The organism is Kitasatospora sp. NPDC059577 (assembly GCF_042735475.1).
GTDB lineage: Bacteria > Actinomycetota > Actinomycetes > Streptomycetales > Streptomycetaceae > Kitasatospora.
Window position 1 is genome coordinate 121,262 of record NZ_JBHWBZ010000002.1, and the last position, 18,507, is coordinate 139,768.

The window sequence follows — 18,507 nt, forward strand, 5'->3', positions numbered from 1 at the left end:
GGCTCCCCGCACCCCAGGTGGGTGTTGGGTGCTGGGCCCCCCCGCGGCCCCCCCCCCCCGCCCGCTGCGTTTCCCCCCCGCCACCGTACCGGCCGGCACCGCCCGTTCACCCACGCCGGGTGATCCGCGGCCCGGCCGCCGTTCGTACCGTGAGCGCGAAGGCCGTCCCTTCGCCCACCGGGGAGCACACCGTGAGCCCATACCCGATCGCCGAGTACCCCCCGATCGCCGAGCACGGCGTCATCGGCGACCTGCAGACCGCCGCGCTGGTGTCCACCGAGGGCGACATCGACTGGTGGTGCACGCCGCGCTTCGACTCCCCCAGCCTCTTCGCCTCCCTGCTGGACCACGGCAAGGGCGGGCGGTGCCGGCTCGCCGTCGACCGGGAGGCGGTGCCCGACGTCCAGGTGAAGCAGCTCTACCTGGCCGGCACCGCCATCCTGGTCACCCGCTTCCTCTCGCCGCAGGGCGTGGCCGAGGTCGTCGACTTCATGCCCCCCGACACCTCGCCGACGCCGAGCGACCGGCACCGGATCATCCGCACCGCCCGGGTGGTGCGCGGACGGGTGCCCTTCCTGCTGGAGTGCCGGCCCCGGTTCGACTACGGCCGCGCCACCCACCGGCTGACGCTGCCGGACGAGCGCCGCGCGGTACTGCGCGGGCCGGACCAGGAGCTGTGCGTCCAGGTCACCGACCCGGTCGTGCTCCACGCCGACGGCTCCGACGTCACCGCGCGGTTCACCCTGGACGCGGGCCGGATGGCCACCGTGCTCCTCACCACCGGCCCACCGGACGCCCCCGTTCCGGCCGCGCACAGCGACGCGGACAACCTCGCTGCCTTCGACGCCTGCCGGAGGTTCTGGTACGAGTGGATCAAGTCCTCGAACTACCAGGGCCGTTGGCGCCAGATGGTGGACCGTTCGGCGATCACCCTCAAACTGCTCAGCTACCACCCGACCGGCGCGTTGATCGCCGCCGCGACGATGGGACTGCCGGAGCAGGTCGGCGGGGAACGGAACTGGGACTACCGCTACACCTGGATCCGGGACGCCTCGCTGTCCGTCCACACCCTCACCGGCCTCGGCTTCCACGAGGAGGCGCGGGCCTTCCGCCGCTGGGTGCGGGACCGGGTCGATGCCGCCGGCAGCGAGCGCGAACGCCTCCAGATCATGTACCGCATCGACGGCGACCCCCACCTGACCGAGGAGTCCCTCACCCACTGGGAGGGCTACCGCCGTTCGTCCCCGGTGCGCGCCGGCAACGCCGCCGCCGACCAGCTCCAGCTCGACATCTACGGCGAAGCCGCCTACGCGTTCGCCGCCGACGAGAACGACATGGGCGCCCTGCGCGGCTGGGACGCGTTCCGCAAGCTCCTGGACTGGCTGACCGAACAGTGGGACCGCCCGGACGAGGGCATCTGGGAGACCCGCGGCGGACGCCAGGACTTCACCTACAGCCGGGTGATGTGCTGGGTGGCCTTCGACCGCGCCGTCCGCATCGCCCGGAAGTTCGCCCGCCCCGGCGACCTGGACCGCTGGAGTTCGGAGCGCGACGACATCCTGCGCCAGATCGTCCAGCGCGGCTGGAGCCCCGAGCGGAAGGCCTTCACCCAGCACTACGGCACCCAGGTGCTGGACGCCTCGCTGCTGCTCATGCCCAAGGTCGGCTTCCTCTCCCCCACCGACCCGGACTGGCTGTCCACCCTGGACGCCATGGACCGGGAGCTGGTCCAGGACAGCCTGGTCTACCGCTACGACCCGGCGGCCTCCCCCGACGGACTGAGCGGCTCCGAGGGCACCTTCAACCTCTGCACGTTCCTCTACGTCGAGGCCCTGGCCCGGGCGGGCCGGACCGACCAGGCCCGCTACGCCTTCGACAAGATGCTCACCTACGCCAACCACGTGGGCCTGTTCGCCGAGGAGATCGGCCCCTCCGGTGAGCAACTGGGCAACTTCCCGCAGGCGTTCACCCATCTCGCGCTCATCGACGCGGCGCTCGCCCTCGACGAGGAACTCGACCGCCGGGGCGCCGCCTGACGCACCCGCGCCCTCGGGCCCGTACGGGTCCGAGGGCCGGCGGGAGTCCGAAAGGAGACGGCCGTGGCCTCCCCTCCCCACCCGGCCCGCGGGCACCGCGACCTGCTGCCGTTCGCCGGGGTCGCGATGATCCTGCTGGCCCTGTTCAACGGCCTGGACGCCATCGCGGCGCTGACCGACTCCCCCGTCGTCACCGGCACCGAGCGCTTCGTGTTCGGCGATCTGCACGGCCTGGGCTGGGCGCTGCTCGTCCTGGCCGTCGCCCAGGGGCTGGCCGGCGTCACGCTGCTCACCGGTGACCTCCCGTCCCGCTGGTTCCCGGCGGTCGTGCTGTGCGCCAACGTCTTCGTCCAGTTCGTCTTCCTGCCGAGCTTCCCGGCCTGGTCGCTCACGATCATCGCCGTCGACCTCGCCGCGCTCTACGTGGTCCTCCGCGCGCCGGGGGACCCGCCGGAGGAAAGGACCCGGGAATGACCGGCACCGTCACCGCCCCCACCACCGCCACGGCCGGGCGCCGGGTGCTGATCCCGCTGGCGCTCGCCCAGTTCATCTGCAGCTTCGCCGGCTCCAGCATGAACGTGATGATCAACGACATCAGCACCGACCTGGACACCACCGTGCAGGGCGTCCAGGTCACCATCACCGTCTTCCTGCTGGTGATGGCCGCGCTGATGATCCCCGGCGGCAAGCTCACCGACCGCTGGGGCCGCAAGTTCTGCCTGATGGCCGGCCTGACCACCTACGGCGTCGGCGCCCTGCTCAGCGCGGCCGCCCCCGGACTCGGCGTCCTCATCCTCGGCAACTCCGTCCTGGAGGGCGTCGGCACCGCCCTGCTGATCCCCCCGGTCTACATCCTGACCACCCTGCTGTTCGCCGGCACCGCCGCCCGGGCCCGTGCCTTCGGCACCATCATGGCCTTCGGCGGCGTCGGCGCGGCGGCCGGTCCGCTCCTCGGCGGCCTGCTCACCACGGCCATCGGCTGGCGTGCCAACTTCGGCTTCCAGGCGGTGATCGTGGCCCTGATCGTGTTCCTCACCCGCAAACTGGAGGACCCGCTCCCCGCCGACCCCACCCGGCCGTTCGACACCGTCGGCGCCGTCCTGTCCGCGGCCGGCCTGGTCCTGCTGGTCACCGGCATCCTCGCCGCCGACAACAACACCTGGCTGATGATCGCCCTGCTGCTGGCCGGCGCCGCCGTACTGGCCGGCTTCTTCCGCTGGATCCGCCACCTGGAGCGCACCGGACGCGAACCGCTGCTGGCCACCAGCCTCTTCCACAACCGCACGTCGAACCTGGGCCTGGTCACCCAGAACGCGCAGTGGCTCGTCCTGATGGGCGTCTCGTTCACCGTCGGCGCCTACCTCCAGGTCGTCCGCGGCTACAGCGCCATCGCCACCGGCGGGGTCTTCACCGCCGCCACCGTCGGCCTGCTGGCCACCTCGCTCGCCGCCGAGCGGCTGGCCGCGCGCCACCCCCAGCGCAGCCTGATCCTCACGGGCTTCGCCGTCACCACCACCGGCATCGTCGTGCTCCTGCTGCTGGTCCGCGCCGTCGACTCGGTGTGGGCCTTCACGCCCGGACTGCTGCTGATCGGCCTGGGCATCGGCCTGATGCTCACCCCCTCGGTCAACATCGTGCAGTCCGCCTTCCCCGACAGCCGTCAGGGCGAGATCTCCGGGCTCTCCCGCAGCGTCTCCAACCTCGGCTCCTCCCTGGGCACCGCCGTCGCCGGCACCATCCTGGTCTCCACGCTCACCCGGAACAGCTACGCGGCGGCCATGGCCGCCCTCGCGCTCTGCGGCCTCATCGGCCTCTGCGCGGCGCTGTTCCTGCCGGGCGACCGGCCCGGCACCGCGCACACGCCGGGCGCCGGCCCGGACCGGTGAACGCGCCAGCGGCCGGGAGTCACCCCGGCTGGGTGATCCCCCGCGGCGCCCCGACGCGCAGCCTGGTCGCACGGGGGTCAGCGGGGATCGGCGGGCATTCGAGGAAGGACGCTCATGCGTTACGAGTTCCGTATCGCCGGCGCGATGCCAGACGTGACCGTCCGCGAGGCCTTTCCCGAGTTGGAGAGCGTTCTCGTGCCCGACCAGACCCTCCTGTTCGGCCGCGTCACGGACGAGGCCCACCTCTACGGCCTGCTGAGCCGCTTCCAGGCGCTCGGGCTGCACGTCGTGGAGCTGCGTCAACTGCCCGAGCAGGAACCGGCCGACCGGCCTCGGAGCCGGACCCCGGGCGGCTGAACCCGCGCCGGGCCGCCGCGCCGAACGGCGGCCCGCCCGACGTGCCGCACCCCGCCCCGTCGCCCGTCCCGGACGGAATCCGGAGTGCCCGCGCCCGCACCGGCCCCCTTCGACGGACCCTCCACCGACGGCGGGCCCCGCCGACGCCCCCACGAACGAGCCGCATCGACGGCCCGGCCGCCGACACCGACGGAGGGAGAGCGCAGTGGCGGAACAGCCCGGCCGGCCCGGCCGCACCGCCTGGCTCCGCGCCCGGTCCGCCTGGCTGCGGGGACGCACGGACACCCTGCGCGACGCCCCCTTCCCGCGCCGGCTCGCGGCGCAGCTGATCCACATCCACGTCCTGGACACCGCCACCCGCCTCGCGGCGCAGGTGTTCCTGACCGCCATCCCGGTGCTGTTCGTGCTGGCCGCCTTCATGCCGGACGAGGTGCGCACCACCGTCTCCGACTCCGTACGGACCGCCCTGGGGTTCCAGGGCTCCTCGCTCGACGAGGTCAAGGGGGTCCTCCAACCCGAGGGCAACACCGCCACCACCGACACCTTCGGCGGCATCGGGATCCTGGTGACCCTGCTCTCCGCCACGAGTTGCAGCCGCATCCTGCAGCGGCTGTGCGAGCGGACCTGGCACCTGCCCCACCTGTCGGGACGGCTGGCGGCCTGGCGGTGGCTCACCTGGCTGCTGGTGTGGCTCGCCGCCCTGGTCGTCCAGGGACAGGTGCGGTCCGGGTTCGGGGCGGGCGACGCCCTCGGGGTCTTCCTCTACCTGATCACGGCCACGCTGCTCTGGTGGTGGACCCAGCACCTGCTGCTCGGCGGCCGGGTGCCCTGGCTCGCGCTGCTCCCGGGGGCCCTGTTGACCGGCGCCTCGCTGACGGCGCTCGCCTGGGGGTCGCGGCTCTACGTCCCGCGTTCGCTGAACCGCAGTGTGACCCAGTTCGGCCCGCTCGGCCTGGTCTTCACCCTGCTCAGCTGGCTCATCGTGGTGTTCACCGCCGTCACGCTCGGCATCGGGATCGGCTACGTGCTGGCGCACCAGGGCCGGCTGGTGCGGCTGCTGGGGACTCCGGAGCCGCCCCCGGAGGACGAGGGGTGAGACTGCCGGGGGCGGTCGCCGCGGGTGGCGTTCACCCGTGCGGGTGAGCCCGTGTACGGCCCGGGGACGGGCGCCGGAACCGGTCGGCCGCGGGCCGCGGGCCGTTCGGGACCGGCCGCCAGGGCCGGTCGCCCCCTTTGCCGAGCCGGGCCGGGTCGGAAAGGATGGGAACCGTCAGTGATCCGCGCTTCCCGTGCGCCGCCCACCCTGAGGTGAGCACCATGGCCCTCAGCCCAGCCGTCGGGACCCCGGCCCGTCCGGTGGACGGCACCCGCCGCGGCCCCGCCGTGACGAACCGGATACCCGGCGGCGACCCGGTGCTCGCGGCCCGCTTCGCCGTGCCGGCGACCCCGGAGACCTTCGTCCGCCGGCAACGCCTGGTCGAGCGGCTCGGCGAGGGCCTGCGGACGTCCCTGCTGCTGGTGAGCGGTCCGGCGGGCGCCGGCAAGACCCTGCTGGTCGCGGACTGGGCCGCCACGGCCCGGCTGCCCGGGACCGCGGTCTGGCTCACGGTGGAGCGGGAGGACAACGCGCCGGGCGTGTTCTGGGCCTACGTCCTGGAAGCCGCCCGGCACCACGGCGTCGCCCTGCCCGACGACATCGGCAGTCCCGCCCGCGCCCACGAGGTCGACCACTCCCTGCTGGCCCGGCTGGCCGCCCAGCTGAGCCTCCGGGAGGAACCGGTGGTCCTGGTGCTCGACGAGTTCGAGCACGTGTCCTCCCCCGAGGTGGCCTCCGGGCTCCATTTCCTGCTCGGCCACGCGGGCCCCGGTCTTCGCCTGGTCCTGATCAGCCGCACGGAGCCGCTCCTGCCGATCCACCGGTACCGGGCCTCCGGCGCCGTCACCGAGGTCCGCGCCGCGGACCTGGCGTTCCGTCCGGACGAGGCCGCCGTGCTGCTGCGCCGGCACGGGCTCGGCCTCTCCGCCGAGAGCAGCCGGGCGCTGACCGAGCGCACCGGCGGCTGGGCCGCCGGCCTGCGACTGTCGGCCCTGGCGGCCCAGGGCGCGGCGGACCCCGAGGCCTTCCTGGCCGAGTTCGAGGCCGGCCGGAGCACGGTCGCGGACTTCCTGCTCGCCGAGGTCCTCGACACCCAGCCCGCCGAGACCCAGGACCTGCTCCTGCGGACGAGCGTCCTGGACCAGATCCACCCCGACCTCGCCGACACCCTGACCGGCCGCCGGGGCGGGGCACGGATCCTCGCGGACCTCTCCCGCGCCAACGCCTTCGTCGAGCCCGTCGGGCACGACTGGTACCGCTGCCACCCACTGTTCGCCGGGATCCTGCGGGTCCACCTGGCGGCACGGAACCCGGGGCTGGACCGGGACCTGCACCGCACGGCCGCCCGGTGGCTGGCCGGGGCGGGACGGCTGACGGAGGCACTGTCGCACGCCGCGGCAGGCGGTGACTGGGAGTTCGCCGCCGTCCAGCTCGTCGACCACCTGGCCATCGGCCTGCTGTTCGCCGGCCGTGACGCCGAGCGGCTCGACGACCTGTTCGCCGGCATGACCGCCGACGCGCGGGGGCCGGCCCCGGAGCTGGTCCGGGCGGCCCGCGACCTCGCCCGCCACCATGCGCAGAGCGGTCTCGACCACCTCCGGCGCGCCGAGCAGCTCCTCGCGGAGTGCGGCGCCGAGGACGAGCCGGCGGCCCGGCTCACCCTGGCCCAACTGCGGGTGCTGGCGGGCCGGCTGCTCGGCTCGGCCGACCTCGCCCGGGCCGCCGCCGAGCAGGCCGGGCAGTGGGAGGAGCGCGTCCCGCCGCAGCTGCTGGAGGAGCACCCGGAGCTGACGGCGCTCCGGCTGAACGACCTCGGCTCGGTGCTGCTCTGGGAGGGCGGCCTCGACGCCGCCGGTGCGGCCCTGGCGGGCGCGGTGCGGACGGCCGACGGGCCCACCACCGCCGGACCGCGGCACGAGGCGCTCGCCCGGCTCGCCCTGGTCGACCTGCTCGACGGGAGGCCGGCGCGGTCCGAGGCCCGGCTGCGGAAAGCGGCGGCCGAGGCCGAGCGCGCCGGCCTGCCGCCGGCCTCCCGCACCGGGGTCGGCCCGCTGGTGCTGGCGGCCCTCGCCGTCGACCGCGACGACCTGCCCGCGGCGCGCGCGGCGGTCGACCGGGCGGCCGGGCCGGCCGTCGCCGGCCACGACCCGGCCGTCGCCGCCGGACTCGCGATCGTCCGGGCGAGGGTGCTGCTGGCCGACGGCCACCCCCGGGCCGCCCTGGACGCGCTCCCCCGGCCGGACGACGTCGCCGCCGCCGCCGCGGCCGGGCCCCCGCCGCCCTGGGTGCGGGAGGCCGTGGCCGTGACCGCCTCGGCCGCGCACCTCGCCGACGGCGATCCGGCCGCGGCCCTGGAAGCCCTGGAGCGCGGCGGCGTCGACGGCCCGGAGTGCGCGGTCGCCGCCGCACGGGCGCACCTCGCCGCCGGGGACGGCCGGAGCGCCCTCCGGGCCCTGGACGCCGTCCCCGACCACGGCGGCCACGGACCCGCCGTCACCGTCCGGCTGCTGCTGGCCCGGTCGCAGGCGGCCGCCGCCCTCGGCGACGACGCCGGCGCCCAGCGCCTGATCGCCCGGGCCCTCACCGTCGCCCGGCCCGAGCAGCTGCTCCGGCCGTTCCGGGACGCCGGGCCGTGGCTGCGGCGGCTGCTGCGTGCCCGGCCCGCGCTGGTGGCCTCCCACGGCTGGCTGCCCGCCGACCTGCTGCCCGGCTCCCCCGGCACGGCCGCCGACGGGGCCGCCGCCGCGCCGGAGCAGCCGGTCGAGCCGCTCAGCGACCGCGAACTCGACGTGCTGGAACGGGCCGCGCAGCTGCTGTCCACCGACGAGATCGCCGCCGAGCTGTTCCTCTCGGTGAACACGGTCAAGACGCACCTCAAGAGCATCAACCGCAAGCTCTCCGTGTCCGGGCGCAGCCGGGCCGTGCGACGGGCACGCGAACTGCACCTGATCTGAGCCCGCGCCGCCTCCCGGCCACCTGACGGCCGGGACCTCCCGGCCACGCTGCCGCCCGGCCCGTCACGCGGGGGCCGCCGCCTCAGCGATCCCCGGTACGGCGACCGGACCGCGCCCGCGCCGCCCGGGGCGGATCGCCCCGCCGGGAGCGGCGCCGGCGGGAGCGGACGTAGTGCCACCCGACGACCAGCCCGCTCAGCCCCAGCAGGACGAGGACCATCGCGAGCAGGGAGTTGTCGGCGACCCGCACCCCGGTGAGCAGCACGACCAGCACCACGCCGGCCGTCGCCAGGAGCGCCACCACGGTCCGCAGCACCACCAGGATCAGGCCGGGCCGCAGCACGGACCGGTTCCAGTTCCGGGGCGGCGCCGCGGCGTCCGACGACCCGTACCGCAGCAGGGCGCGGTCGGCGAGCTCGTTGGTGGCGCGGCGGTACATCTCCGCGCACGCGGGCACCCAGACGAACGGCACCACGGTCCCGATGAGCAGCAGCACCCCGATGCCGGCCCAGCCGAGCCATTTGCGGATCCGGCCCCGGGTGGGCTTCTCGGGGGTCACCAGACCGATCAGGTAGGCCTGACGGCGGACGACGGACCACCAGGAGCCCCTGCTGCCGGCGTCGGCGCCGGCCCGGGAGGCCTTCCGCAGGGCTTCCGCCGCCTCCTCCGGCGTCGGGTAGACGCCCTGCACCAGCAGGACCTCCACCGCCGCGTCGCCGCCGCAGGGGTCGTGGCCGGCCATGGCCGCCAGCTCCAGCACCATCCGCAGCTGGGCGAGCAGCGCGGCGACGAACGCGACCGGCAGCAGGAGGATGAAGGGGCCGCCGAGGAAGGAGCCGTCCACCACGGACCGGCGCACGCCCCGGGCGATGGCCTGCTCGGTGACCTCCGCCCGGTCGGCCCCCGCCCGTTCGGCTTCGCGCGCCTGCGCCGCGGCGTCGGCGGCGAGGGGGCCCAGGTACTCCACCGCGAAGACCGCCAGCCGCTCGGGCATGCGCGCGGGGTCCGCCCGGACCGTCCGCAGCAGGTCCACCAGCCCGGGTTGCCGTTCGCGCGCGCTCGCCGTTCCGCCCATCAGCCGCAGAATAGCCCCGCGGATCGGGGGCCGCCCCGGGGCGGGCTCACCCCCGCGGGGTGAGCCGGACGGGCCCCGGGGCGCGCGCCGGCCGGCGGGTCAGGACAGGTAGTCCTCCAGCCCGCCGTCGCGCCGGATGTCCAGGGTGACGCAGTGGAAGCCGCCGCCGAGCACCCGGGAGTGCCGCAGCCGGTGTGGCAGGACGGTGATCCCGGTGTGCTCCAGCAGCTTGATCAGGCTCTCCTGGCCGGACTCGACGATCGCCGTGTCCGGGGAGACCATCAGCAGGTTCATGCTGATCCAGCTCTCGCTGAGCGCGTGCTCGGGCGTGTCACCGGTGGGCTCGGCCGGCGGGCACCACAGGACGTCCCAGCCCCGCAGCGGCTCCGGGACGGTCTCCGGGCTGATCCGCTCCGGGTTGAGCAGCACCAGCCCGGGCCGCAGCAGCGCGATGGTGCTGTCGATGTGGGTGTAGCCGTAGATGTCGCGCAGCGGGTGCAGCCGCAGGCCGCCGTCGCCGAGCAGGCCGAGCGTCGACTCGAGCCACTGCAGGCCGAGTTCGTTCCCGCTGCGGGAGACCTGGTAGAACACGTCCCGGCCGAGCCGCAGCACGTTGGCGGCGTCGAACACCGGCTCCGCCTCGCCCAGCAGCGGGAGTCCGTCCGCGTCGAACTCGAAGAGCTCGTCCCTCAGCTGCGGCCGGGGCGCGGCCAGCCAGCGCGCGCCGCGGCGCAGGTAGTCCTGGAAGAGTCCGCGCAGCCCGAAGACCTCGAAGTAGCGCTGCCGCATCGGGCTGGCGACCTCGATCACCGTCTCGCCGACCACCAGCGAGAGGTCGCGGGGGCAGTAGGAGTGGAAGCCGCCGTCGGCCTTCCAGAGCGGGGAGGAGAACTCGGCCGCGTGGTCGACCGTTTCGGGCTGGTGGACGGTGACGCCGAGGCCGCGCAGGGTGGCCGCCAGGGCGTCCAGGTCCTCCTCGGTCTCCTCGACGACCTGCTGCGAGTAGGGGCCCGCCTGGATCGAGGCGAGGTCGGCGGCACTGGTCTTCGGGAAGCAGGACAGCCACGAGGACGGCTCGGTCTGCTCGGGCAGCCGGGCGCCGACCGCCGTGCCGACCACGACCTCCCGCAACGTGGTGAACTCGTCCCAGCTGTGGACCGGGCTGACCGGACGGACCGGGCCGGCCGAATCGGCCGGACTGACCGAATTGGACATGACTCCCCCTTGACACGGGTTTGGGAACACGCGGATACGGCGGCGAACGCGACGGCTTCGAACTGCACGGCGTGACGGCGGGCCGGGTCGGACAAGCCCTGGCGCCGGACGGCCGCGAGCCGCCCGCGGAGCGAGGTCCCCGGACATGCGGAACCCGCGGTGGAAATCGGTGTGGATTGAATCGCCGGCCCGCCTCCGGCCGACCACGGCGTTCGGGAAATCAGCGGCCGGGCAGCCGAATTCGCCTTTCGACGGGCCCGGGATCGATCGTCAAGCTACCCGCCCGGCCGACGGCGGCGCAAGGACCGTGATCGGCACCGAATACGCCGCCGTGACCGGCCGCCGATTGATCCGCCGTTGTTCGACTCCCGCATTCCGGCGCTGATCAATACCCGGCCGACGGCCCGGCCGGGCCGCCCGCGGTGCCGCCCGGCCGCCGCACCGCGCGCCGCCCGGCGCTCACCACCGCCAGGCCCGGCGGATCCGGTTCCCGCCCGCCAGCGCCAGCAGCGCCCCGCCCGCCGCGGCGACCCCGGCCACCGCCAGGTTCTGCCGCTGCGCCCGGCGCCGGTCGGCGACGGCCGCCCGCACCGAGGCCGCCAGGAAGGCCCGCTCGACCCCGGCGGCGGCCAGCTCGCCGGTCTCCACCCGCCGCCTGAGGTCATCCAACCGGACGCCCCGGAACAGCAGTTCCGGATCCCGGTCGGCGGCCGCCCAGCCCCGCGCCGCCGCGGTGAGCCTGCGCTGCTCCCCCAGCGCGTCGCGGCCCTCCGCCAGCCACCCGCGCAGCCGGGGCCAGGCCTGCGGGAGCGCGTGGTGGGACAGCTCGACGGTGTCCCGGTCCACCACCACGAGCCGGGCCCGGACCAGCCGTTCCAGCACCTCCGGCACGCCGGGGTCGTCGAACTCGGCCCGCCGGACCGGCTTGCGGGTGCCCTCGTCGCTGCCGGGCACCAGCTCGCCGCCGGACGCCAGCCCGTCGCCCAGCGCCGGCGCCCGGTCGGCGGTGTCCTCGTCGGCGCCGAGCAACTCCCCGCCGAGCCGCAGGAACACGGCCCGTGCCCGGGTCCGGTCGGCCGCCTCCAGCCCGTTGTACAGCGTCTCCGCCGTCCGGGCCAGCGCGCCCTCGAACCCGCCCGTGGCCTGGAACCCGGCCAGGGTGAGGGCGTTCCCGCTGCGCCGCCGCCAGGTCTCCAGCAGCGCCGCCGACAACAGCGGGAGCGCACCCGGCTGTTGCGCGGCGGTCGAGATGAGGACGGCCAGCAGGGCGCCCTCGACGGTACAGCCGGCCCGTAACGCCGGTTCGGTGATCGCCCGCCGCAGTTCGTCCGGCGCCGGGCGCCCCACCGACAGCACCCCGTGGCGACCGACCTCGGCCAGCCCCGGGTGCTCGGCGAACAGCGGCCCGCTCTGGTCCGAGCGGACCACCAGCACCACCCGGCACCGGGCCGGCGCCGCCACCGGCAGCCCGGCCAGGGCCTCGCCCGGGCCTCCCGCGGCCGTCGCCACCAGCGCGTCCAGGAACCGCGCCCGCTCGGCGGCGTCCCGGCAGCGGGTGCGCAGCTGCTCGCCCTGGTCCACCACCAGCACCGGGTCCCCGGCCGCCGCCGCGGACGCACCGCGCATCGTCTCCCCGGCTCGCTGCCCGAGCCGGGCGAGCGCGAGCGCGTACGCCTCCATCGGTCGTTCTCCCGGCGTCAGCAGCGCCACCGGGACGTCGGCACCGGCCGCGGCCCGTCCCGCTCCGCCGCCCGCCCTGCCGGCCGACGCACCGACCACCGGGGTCATCCCGAGCCGGGCCAGCAGACCGGCTCTGACCAGGGAGGACTTGCCCGCCCCCGACGGCCCGGTGACGATCACCAGCCGGCGTTCGGCCAGCAGGGCGACCAGCCGGTCCAGCAGCGCCTCCCGGCCGAAGAACCGCTCGGCGTCGACCGCCTCGAACGCCGCCGCGCCCGGGTAGGGCGCGCGCCCGGCGTCCTGGGCGCGCCGCCGGGTGGCGGCGTCGGCGGCCAGTTCGGCGGCCAGCAGCTGCCAGCGGTGCCGCCACTCCCGCACGTCCCCGCCGCAGGCTTGGACGTAGGCGAGGGTGACGGCGAGGCTGGGCAGCCGCCGGCCGCCGGCCGCCACCGACAGACTGGCGGCCGAACAGTGTGCCCGGAGGGCGAGTTGACGGTACGGCGGGCTTCCGGCGCGCTCCCGCAGGGCCCGTAGATCGCCCGCGAACCGCAGCAGCGACCCGTCCCCAGGGTCCAGCGGACTTTCCCGACGCGGCACGACGGCCCCCTTCTTCGTTGAAGTGGTGTCCCGACACCCATGAGTGCCGACGAGCCACGCGCGGCGCGCGTGGCTCGTGTTCATCCCCCGGTGATTCATCATGCACAGCACAGTTGGCGTCAAACAATGGTGCGTACGGGTCGGTTGTTCCGAGTTGATGTTCAATGTCCAGCCGCACGGCGCCGAACAAAGCCGGTGGGATAGAACCGGGGCCCGCAGCCTTCGCTGACTTCGGAGATGTCCATGAAGTTCACGCGGTACTGCCGTTCCCTCCTGTCCACACCCGCGATGGCGGTGGAGCGGTACACCAAGAGCCACCAGTCCGGGGCCGACATCGCGATGGTCGATCTGGAGGATTCGGTCCCACCCGCCCGGAAGGAGGAGGCCCGTCGGCTGGCCGAGGAGTTCTTCACGCTCCCGTCCACCAAGCTCGCGCGCAGCGCGGTGCGCATCAACACGCTGTCCGGGCCGGACGGCCTGCGCGACCTGATCGCCATCACCCGGTACCGCGTCAAGCCGGACCTCGTGCTGATCCCGATGGCGGAGTCCCCCCGGGACGTCGAGATCGCCGCCGGCGCGCTCGGTCCGGACTGCCCGGAGACGGAGTTCCTGGCCGTCGTGGAGACCCCGCTGGGCGTGGAGCACGCGCCCGCCATCGCGGCCGCCGGGCACCGGCTGCGCGGACTGGTCTTCGGCTCGGCCGACTACGCCTTCGCGGTCGGCGCCCGGCTCTCCTGGGAGGCCCTGTCCCACGCCCGCGCCCGGGTGGTCAACAGCGCCCGCGCCGCGGGGGTGGAGGCGATGGACGCCCCGTACTTCGAGGTCGCCGACCTGGCCGGGCTGCGCCGGGAGGCCGGGCTCGCCCGGGACTTCGGGTTCAGCGGCAAGATCGCCGTCCACCCGCGCCAACTCGCGCTGATCAACGAGACCTTCAGCCCGGACGAGGAACTGCTGGCGCGCGCCCGCCGGGTGGTCGCGGCGGGTCTGGAGAACGGCCGCTCGGTCACCGTGGTGGACGGGGTGATGGTCGGCATGCCGTTCTTCGAGGCCTCCCAACGCCTGATCGAGCAGTTCGACCCGCCCCGCCCCGACGACCCGCCCCGCCCCGACGGCCGGCACCACTCCCCGGGCCACCCGCCCACCGACACCCCGAACCACGCGACGGAGAAGTGACGATGACCGAAGAATCGATCCTCGGCCCGCGCCGGTACCGCAACGCCGAGGCCATGCTGGCCACCGCGGACCCGGTCTGGCAGGCGGCCGCCGCCAACGGCCTGATCGGCATCACCGTGGACTCCGAGTCCAACAACCGGCTGATCGTCCGCGAGAGCGGCCACGAGTTCGCCAACATGGTCTCCTGCGCGTACCTGGGCCTGAACAACCACCCCTCGGTCGCGGCCGCCGCGGTGGACGCACTGACCGAGTCCCGCAGCACCTGGCTGGTCACCTCCACCACCCGGATCCGGCACAACCTGCTGGTGCGCCTGGAGGAGGAACTGGGCGAGCTGTTCGGCGCGCACATCCTCCCGGGGGCGTCCTGCACCTCGCTCACCGCCGGCATCCTGCCGCTGATCGCCTCCGGCCACCTGGACGGCACCTGCCGGGGCGGCGGCGGGCCCCGGGTGATGGTCTTCGACCGCTTCTGCCACTTCTGCATGGCGTACGTGAAGCCGATCTGCGCCGACGAGTCGATGGTGCTGACCTGCCCGCACAACGACCTGAACTACCTGGAGGACATCTGCCGCAAGTACCCGCGGGTCGCCTACGTGGCGGACGGCGCGTACTCGATGGGCGGCGCGGCGGCGCTCGACGGGCTGCTCGAACTCCAGGACCGCTACGGGCTGTTCCTCTACATCGACGACTCCCACTCGCTGTCCATCATGGGCGAGCGCGGCGAGGGCTTCGTCCGCTCCCGCCTGGAGATGAACCCGCTGACGGTGATCGTCGCGAGCCTCGGCAAGGGCTTCGGCACCGGCGGCGGCGTCGCGATGCTCGGCAACCGGGAGCAGTTCGAGTTCCTGCACCGGCACGCCGGCCCGGTCGGCTGGTCGCAGAACGTCGCCCTGCCGCTGGTCGGCGCCTCGCTGGGCAGCGCCGCCATCCACCGCTCCCCGGAACTGGGAGACCTCCAGGCGAAGTTGAACCGCAACATCGACCTCTTCGACGAGCTGCTGCCGACCACCTTCGCGGGCAACGGCCTGCCGGTGCGCCGGGTCGACGTCGGCGACGCCGACCAGGCGGTCAAGCTGTCCGCCCAGCTCTTCGAGCGCGGCTTCTACAGCTCGGCGGTGTTCTTCCCGATCGTCCCCAAGGGCGAGGCCGGGCTCCGGCTGATGATGCGCGCCGACATGGACGAGCGGCTGATCCGCGAGTTCGCCGGTCACGTCAAGGAACTCACCGCCGACCTCTAGCCCCGGGAGCAGCCGTCATGGAAGGAACCGAACCCGCCGGCTACCGGCGGATCGGCGAGCGCCGCTACCGCGAGGTGGTCGGACGCTACTACGAGGAGTTCGAGGTCGGCGAGGTGGTCGAGCACCGCCCCGGGCGGACCGTCACCGAACTCGACAACGTGCTGATGAGCATGCTGAGCATGAACGACGCCCCGCTGCACATCGACGCCGCCTACAGCGCGCACACCCCCTGGGGGCGGCCGATCGTCTCCAGCCTGGTCACGCTCAGCATCGTCGGCGGGATGACCGCCCGCTCGACGAGCGGGCGCACCATCGCCAACCTGGGCTGGGAGAACATCCGGATGACCCACCCGGTGTTCACCGGCGACACCCTCTACGCGGAGACCGAGACCCTCGCCACCCGGCTGTCCAAGAGCCGCGCCGGGCAGGGCATCGTGAGCTGCCGCACCACCGGGACGAAATCCACCGGCGAGGTCGTGGTGGTGTTCGAACGCAGCTTCCTCGTGCCGCTGCGCGGCCACGGCCTGGACGAGGTCGCCGGGTACTGACCGGCGCCGGGCCCGGCACCGCGCGGTGTCGGGCCCGGCGGGCTGCTCAGTCCTCGCGGCCGACGTCCACCAGCACCTTCCCCATCGTCTCCCGGGCGGCCAGCACCCGGTGCGCCCCGGCCACCCCGGACAGCGGCACGGTCCGGTCGATGCGCGCCACCAGCCGCCGCCCGGCCGCGAGTTCGAAGAGCCGGGCGGCGGTGGCCGCGAACAGCGCCCGATCCGCCAGGACGTGCTGCAGCCAGAAGCCCAGCAGTCCCGCCGAACGGTCGGCCAGCTCGTCCACCGAGAAGCTCTCCTCCGGTCCGCCCCGGGCCCCGACCGACAACAGCCGCCCGAACGGCGCCAGTCCGGCCAGCCCCGCGCGCAGCACCGGACCGCCGACCAGGTCGACGAACAGGTCCACCCCGCCCGACTCCCCGAGCCGGTCCGCCAGGCCGGGATCCGCCGGGTCGAGGACCCGGTCCGCCCCGAGCGAGCGCGCGAACTCCCGCTTCGCCGGGGTGGAGGCCAGGGCGAGCACCCGGCCCGCGCCCAGCTCCCGTGCCAGCTGCACCGCCAGGTGGCCGACCCCGCCGGCGGCGGCGGTCACCGCGACGGTCTCACCCGGCCGCAGCCGCCCCGCCAGGGTCAGCGCGCCGTAGGCCGTCGCCCCCTGCTCCAGCAGCGCGAGCGCCTGCGCGTCCGCCACACCGTCCGGCACCTCCACGGTGTGCGCCGCCTCGGCGACCGCCACCCGGGCGTACCCGCCGCCTGCGCGCAGCAGCGCCACGACCCTCCGCCCGTCCCCGCGCCGCCGCCCGACCACGTCGGCGCCGAGCACCGCGGGCAGCGGGTAGCGCGCGTACTCGCCGGTGCGGCAGTGCAGGTCCGCGTAGTTGAGGCCGGCCAGGGTGACGTCGATCAGCACCTGCCCCGGGCCGGCCACCGGCTCGGGCACCGTCTCGGTGCGGAACTCCTCCGGCCCGCCGTAGCGGTGGATCACCGCGGCGCGCATCCCGCGCACGGCCGCACCGGACGTCGTCCGGCCCGCGTCGGACGTCATCCGGCGAAGAGCGCGAGCAGGGCGGTCTCCAGGGCGCGGGCGGCCTCCGGAGTCTCGGCGACCGTGCAGTACATCACCGAGCCGTCGGCCGGCGCGAAGTCGCAGCTGTACAGCACGCCGGTGCCGGTCTCCGGGTCGAAGGCGAGCCCGGCCTCGCCGATCGCCGCCACGGCCCGCGCGAAGGACGGCACCTTGAGGCCGGCCAGCTCCAGGATGTAGCGCGAGTCGCGGTGCTCCGCGCGCAGCAGTCGGCCGAAGTAGGCGTCGTGCAGGTGGCTGGAGCCGGTGAGCCGGCCGTTGGTCTCGTGGAACCGGATCTCGCCCTTCGGGGTCAGGACGGCGTCCGCGCTGACCGTCCCCCGGTAACCGATCACGCGCAGCGCCTCGCACAGCTTGGCGCCCTGGGCGACCATCTCGGCCACGGCCCCGGCGTCCGGGGTGACCGGCGGGGTGATCTCCCCGACCACCACCGGCTGCATCACCATCTCGCCGCAGCCGGCCAGGACCACGGCCGTGTCGTCGATGACGAACTGTGCGTACAGCGCCACGGAGTCGGTGAGGTACCGCTCCACCACCACCCGTTGGCCGCGCCCGCCGGTCAGCCAGGCCCACCGCCCGGCCACGTAGGCGGCCACCGCCGCCCGGTCCGGCAGCGGCACGACCCGCTCGGCCCCGGCCGCCGTGTCCACCCGCTCGTCCCGGGTGAGGACCTCGTTGCCGAACCCGCCCGCCTGGAACTCGACCTTCACCATCACGCTGTGCCCCTGCGCCAGCAGGTCCTCGACGGCGGCCTCGACCTCCGCGGGGGAGCCCGCCACCCGCCCGGGCGGGATCGGCACCCCGGTGCCGGCAGCCACCGCCCGGAACCCGGCCTTGCTGTTGACCAGGGCGTTGCCGCCCTGCGCGGCGAAGGGCTGGCCGGGCATGGCGTGCGCGACGCCGAGCGCGTCGGCCAGTTCGGCGACCGCGCCGTTCGGCGAGATCGCCAGCACCTCCTCGACCGTCCGGCCCTCCAGGACGCGGCGCAGCTCCGCCCGGAATCCCGGGTCGGCCAGCCGGTCGGTGGTGAGCATCTGGTCGCCCTCGGCGCCCGCCGGCGGTATCACGAAGGTCAGGCTGTCGGCCCGCACACCGGTCAGCCCGGTGACGTACGCCAGGTACTCCGGGTCCGGGCCCCAGGGCAGCACCAGGACGTCACCGTCCTCGGCCCACCAGAGCATCCGCTGCGCCCCGCAGCCGGCGAACCGCTGCTCCAGCGGCGTCATCCCGGTGAGGTCCCCGACCATCTCCTCGGTGCGGTTGTTCGCGATGCAGAGCGTCGTCATCTGGTGGACTCTCCCGGCGTTCGGCGCTGTTGCGGCCCTGGTCCCAGCACGGCACGGCTGTGACGTGCGCTACCGGTGTAGCGCACCGGGGTTGTTCTGGTTCGGTCCTCGGTCATTGAACAAAACACCGAACAACCGGGCCGTACAGCGGTGCGGGACGCCGCGGCAGCGTGGGCCCCCGCGGCGGGGGGGGGCCGGGGGCCCCCCGGCCCCCCGGGGTGCCCCCCCCCCCCCCCCCGGGGCGGGGGGGGGGGGGGCCGGAACCGGGGGGGGGGGGGGCCG

General features: G+C 74.9%; 14 protein-coding genes. 9 read left to right on the plus strand and 5 right to left on the minus strand.

The genetic code is table 11. From position 1 onward, the window contains the following. The first annotated feature begins 206 nt into the window (after window positions 1-206). The 6 genes from ACFV0O_RS03135 to ACFV0O_RS03160 all read left to right on the plus strand — a co-directional run bounded on the left by ACFV0O_RS03135 (window position 207) and on the right by ACFV0O_RS03160 (window position 8,329). On the plus strand, window positions 207-2,036 hold the full coding sequence (locus tag ACFV0O_RS03135; protein ID WP_380336017.1) for a glycoside hydrolase family 15 protein: 1,830 nt from the start codon (window positions 207-209) through the stop codon (window positions 2,034-2,036). A gap of 63 nt (window positions 2,037-2,099) precedes the next feature. Next, window positions 2,100-2,510, plus strand: coding sequence for a hypothetical protein (locus ACFV0O_RS03140; RefSeq protein ID WP_380335587.1), 411 nt, complete (start codon window positions 2,100-2,102; stop codon window positions 2,508-2,510). Further along, a complete protein-coding gene (locus ACFV0O_RS03145; RefSeq protein WP_380335590.1) occupies window positions 2,507-3,922 on the plus strand; it encodes an MFS transporter in 1,416 nt (471 codons plus the stop codon). The genes ACFV0O_RS03140 and ACFV0O_RS03145 overlap by 4 nt, the downstream gene beginning before the upstream one ends. Before the next feature lie 114 nt (window positions 3,923-4,036). After that, a complete protein-coding gene (locus tag ACFV0O_RS03150; protein ID WP_380335593.1) occupies window positions 4,037-4,279 on the plus strand; it encodes a hypothetical protein in 243 nt (80 codons plus the stop codon). A gap of 205 nt (window positions 4,280-4,484) precedes the next feature. Then, window positions 4,485-5,375 (plus strand): YhjD/YihY/BrkB family envelope integrity protein, encoded by an 891-nt coding sequence (locus ACFV0O_RS03155; RefSeq protein WP_380335596.1) that lies wholly within the window; start codon window positions 4,485-4,487, stop codon window positions 5,373-5,375. Window positions 5,376-5,596: 221 nt separating this feature from the next. Continuing rightward, window positions 5,597-8,329: a LuxR C-terminal-related transcriptional regulator gene (locus ACFV0O_RS03160; RefSeq protein WP_380335598.1), complete on the plus strand. Its 2,733-nt coding sequence runs from the start codon at window positions 5,597-5,599 to the stop codon at window positions 8,327-8,329. 82 nt (window positions 8,330-8,411) lie between these two features. On the opposite strand, the gene ACFV0O_RS03165 is transcribed toward ACFV0O_RS03160, so the two are convergent. From ACFV0O_RS03165 to ACFV0O_RS03175, 3 genes are all read right to left on the minus strand, one after another. Next, window positions 8,412-9,404 (minus strand): hypothetical protein, encoded by a 993-nt coding sequence (locus ACFV0O_RS03165; protein WP_380335601.1) that lies wholly within the window; start codon window positions 9,402-9,404, stop codon window positions 8,412-8,414. A 99-nt stretch (window positions 9,405-9,503) separates the two neighbouring features. Then, the gene (locus tag ACFV0O_RS03170) at window positions 9,504-10,619 is read right to left on the minus strand and encodes an inosamine-phosphate amidinotransferase 1 (protein ID WP_380335604.1); all 1,116 of its coding nucleotides are present in this window, start codon (window positions 10,617-10,619) and stop codon (window positions 9,504-9,506) included. A gap of 459 nt (window positions 10,620-11,078) precedes the next feature. After that, window positions 11,079-12,896 carry a hypothetical protein gene (locus ACFV0O_RS03175; protein ID WP_380335607.1) on the minus strand — a complete coding sequence of 606 codons (1,818 nt, stop codon included), beginning with the start codon at window positions 12,894-12,896 and terminating at the stop codon, window positions 11,079-11,081. Between the two features lie 243 nt (window positions 12,897-13,139). On the opposite strand from ACFV0O_RS03175, the gene ACFV0O_RS03180 reads away from it, so the two are divergent. Genes ACFV0O_RS03180 through ACFV0O_RS03190 form a run of 3 tightly spaced genes read left to right on the plus strand, consistent with a single transcriptional unit; the run spans window position 13,140 to window position 15,855 of the window. Beyond that, complete coding sequence (locus ACFV0O_RS03180; RefSeq protein WP_380335610.1) at window positions 13,140-14,069, plus strand: HpcH/HpaI aldolase/citrate lyase family protein; 930 nt, start codon at window positions 13,140-13,142, stop codon at window positions 14,067-14,069. 2 nt (window positions 14,070-14,071) lie between these two features. Continuing rightward, a complete protein-coding gene (locus ACFV0O_RS03185; RefSeq protein WP_380335613.1) occupies window positions 14,072-15,307 on the plus strand; it encodes an aminotransferase class I/II-fold pyridoxal phosphate-dependent enzyme in 1,236 nt (411 codons plus the stop codon). 17 nt (window positions 15,308-15,324) lie between these two features. Continuing rightward, window positions 15,325-15,855 (plus strand): MaoC family dehydratase, encoded by a 531-nt coding sequence (locus ACFV0O_RS03190; protein WP_380335616.1) that lies wholly within the window; start codon window positions 15,325-15,327, stop codon window positions 15,853-15,855. A gap of 46 nt (window positions 15,856-15,901) precedes the next feature. Here ACFV0O_RS03190 and ACFV0O_RS03195 read toward each other — a convergent pair whose 3' ends face one another. Together ACFV0O_RS03195 and ACFV0O_RS03200 are read right to left on the minus strand one after the other, a co-directional pair. Next, window positions 15,902-16,900, minus strand: a complete 999-nt coding sequence (locus tag ACFV0O_RS03195) for a zinc-binding alcohol dehydrogenase family protein (protein ID WP_380335618.1) — start codon at window positions 16,898-16,900, stop codon at window positions 15,902-15,904. Further along, window positions 16,897-18,225, minus strand: a complete 1,329-nt coding sequence (locus tag ACFV0O_RS03200) for a peptide ligase PGM1-related protein (protein WP_380335620.1) — start codon at window positions 18,223-18,225, stop codon at window positions 16,897-16,899. The genes ACFV0O_RS03195 and ACFV0O_RS03200 overlap by 4 nt, the downstream gene beginning before the upstream one ends. Between the last annotated feature and the right edge of the window lie 282 nt (window positions 18,226-18,507).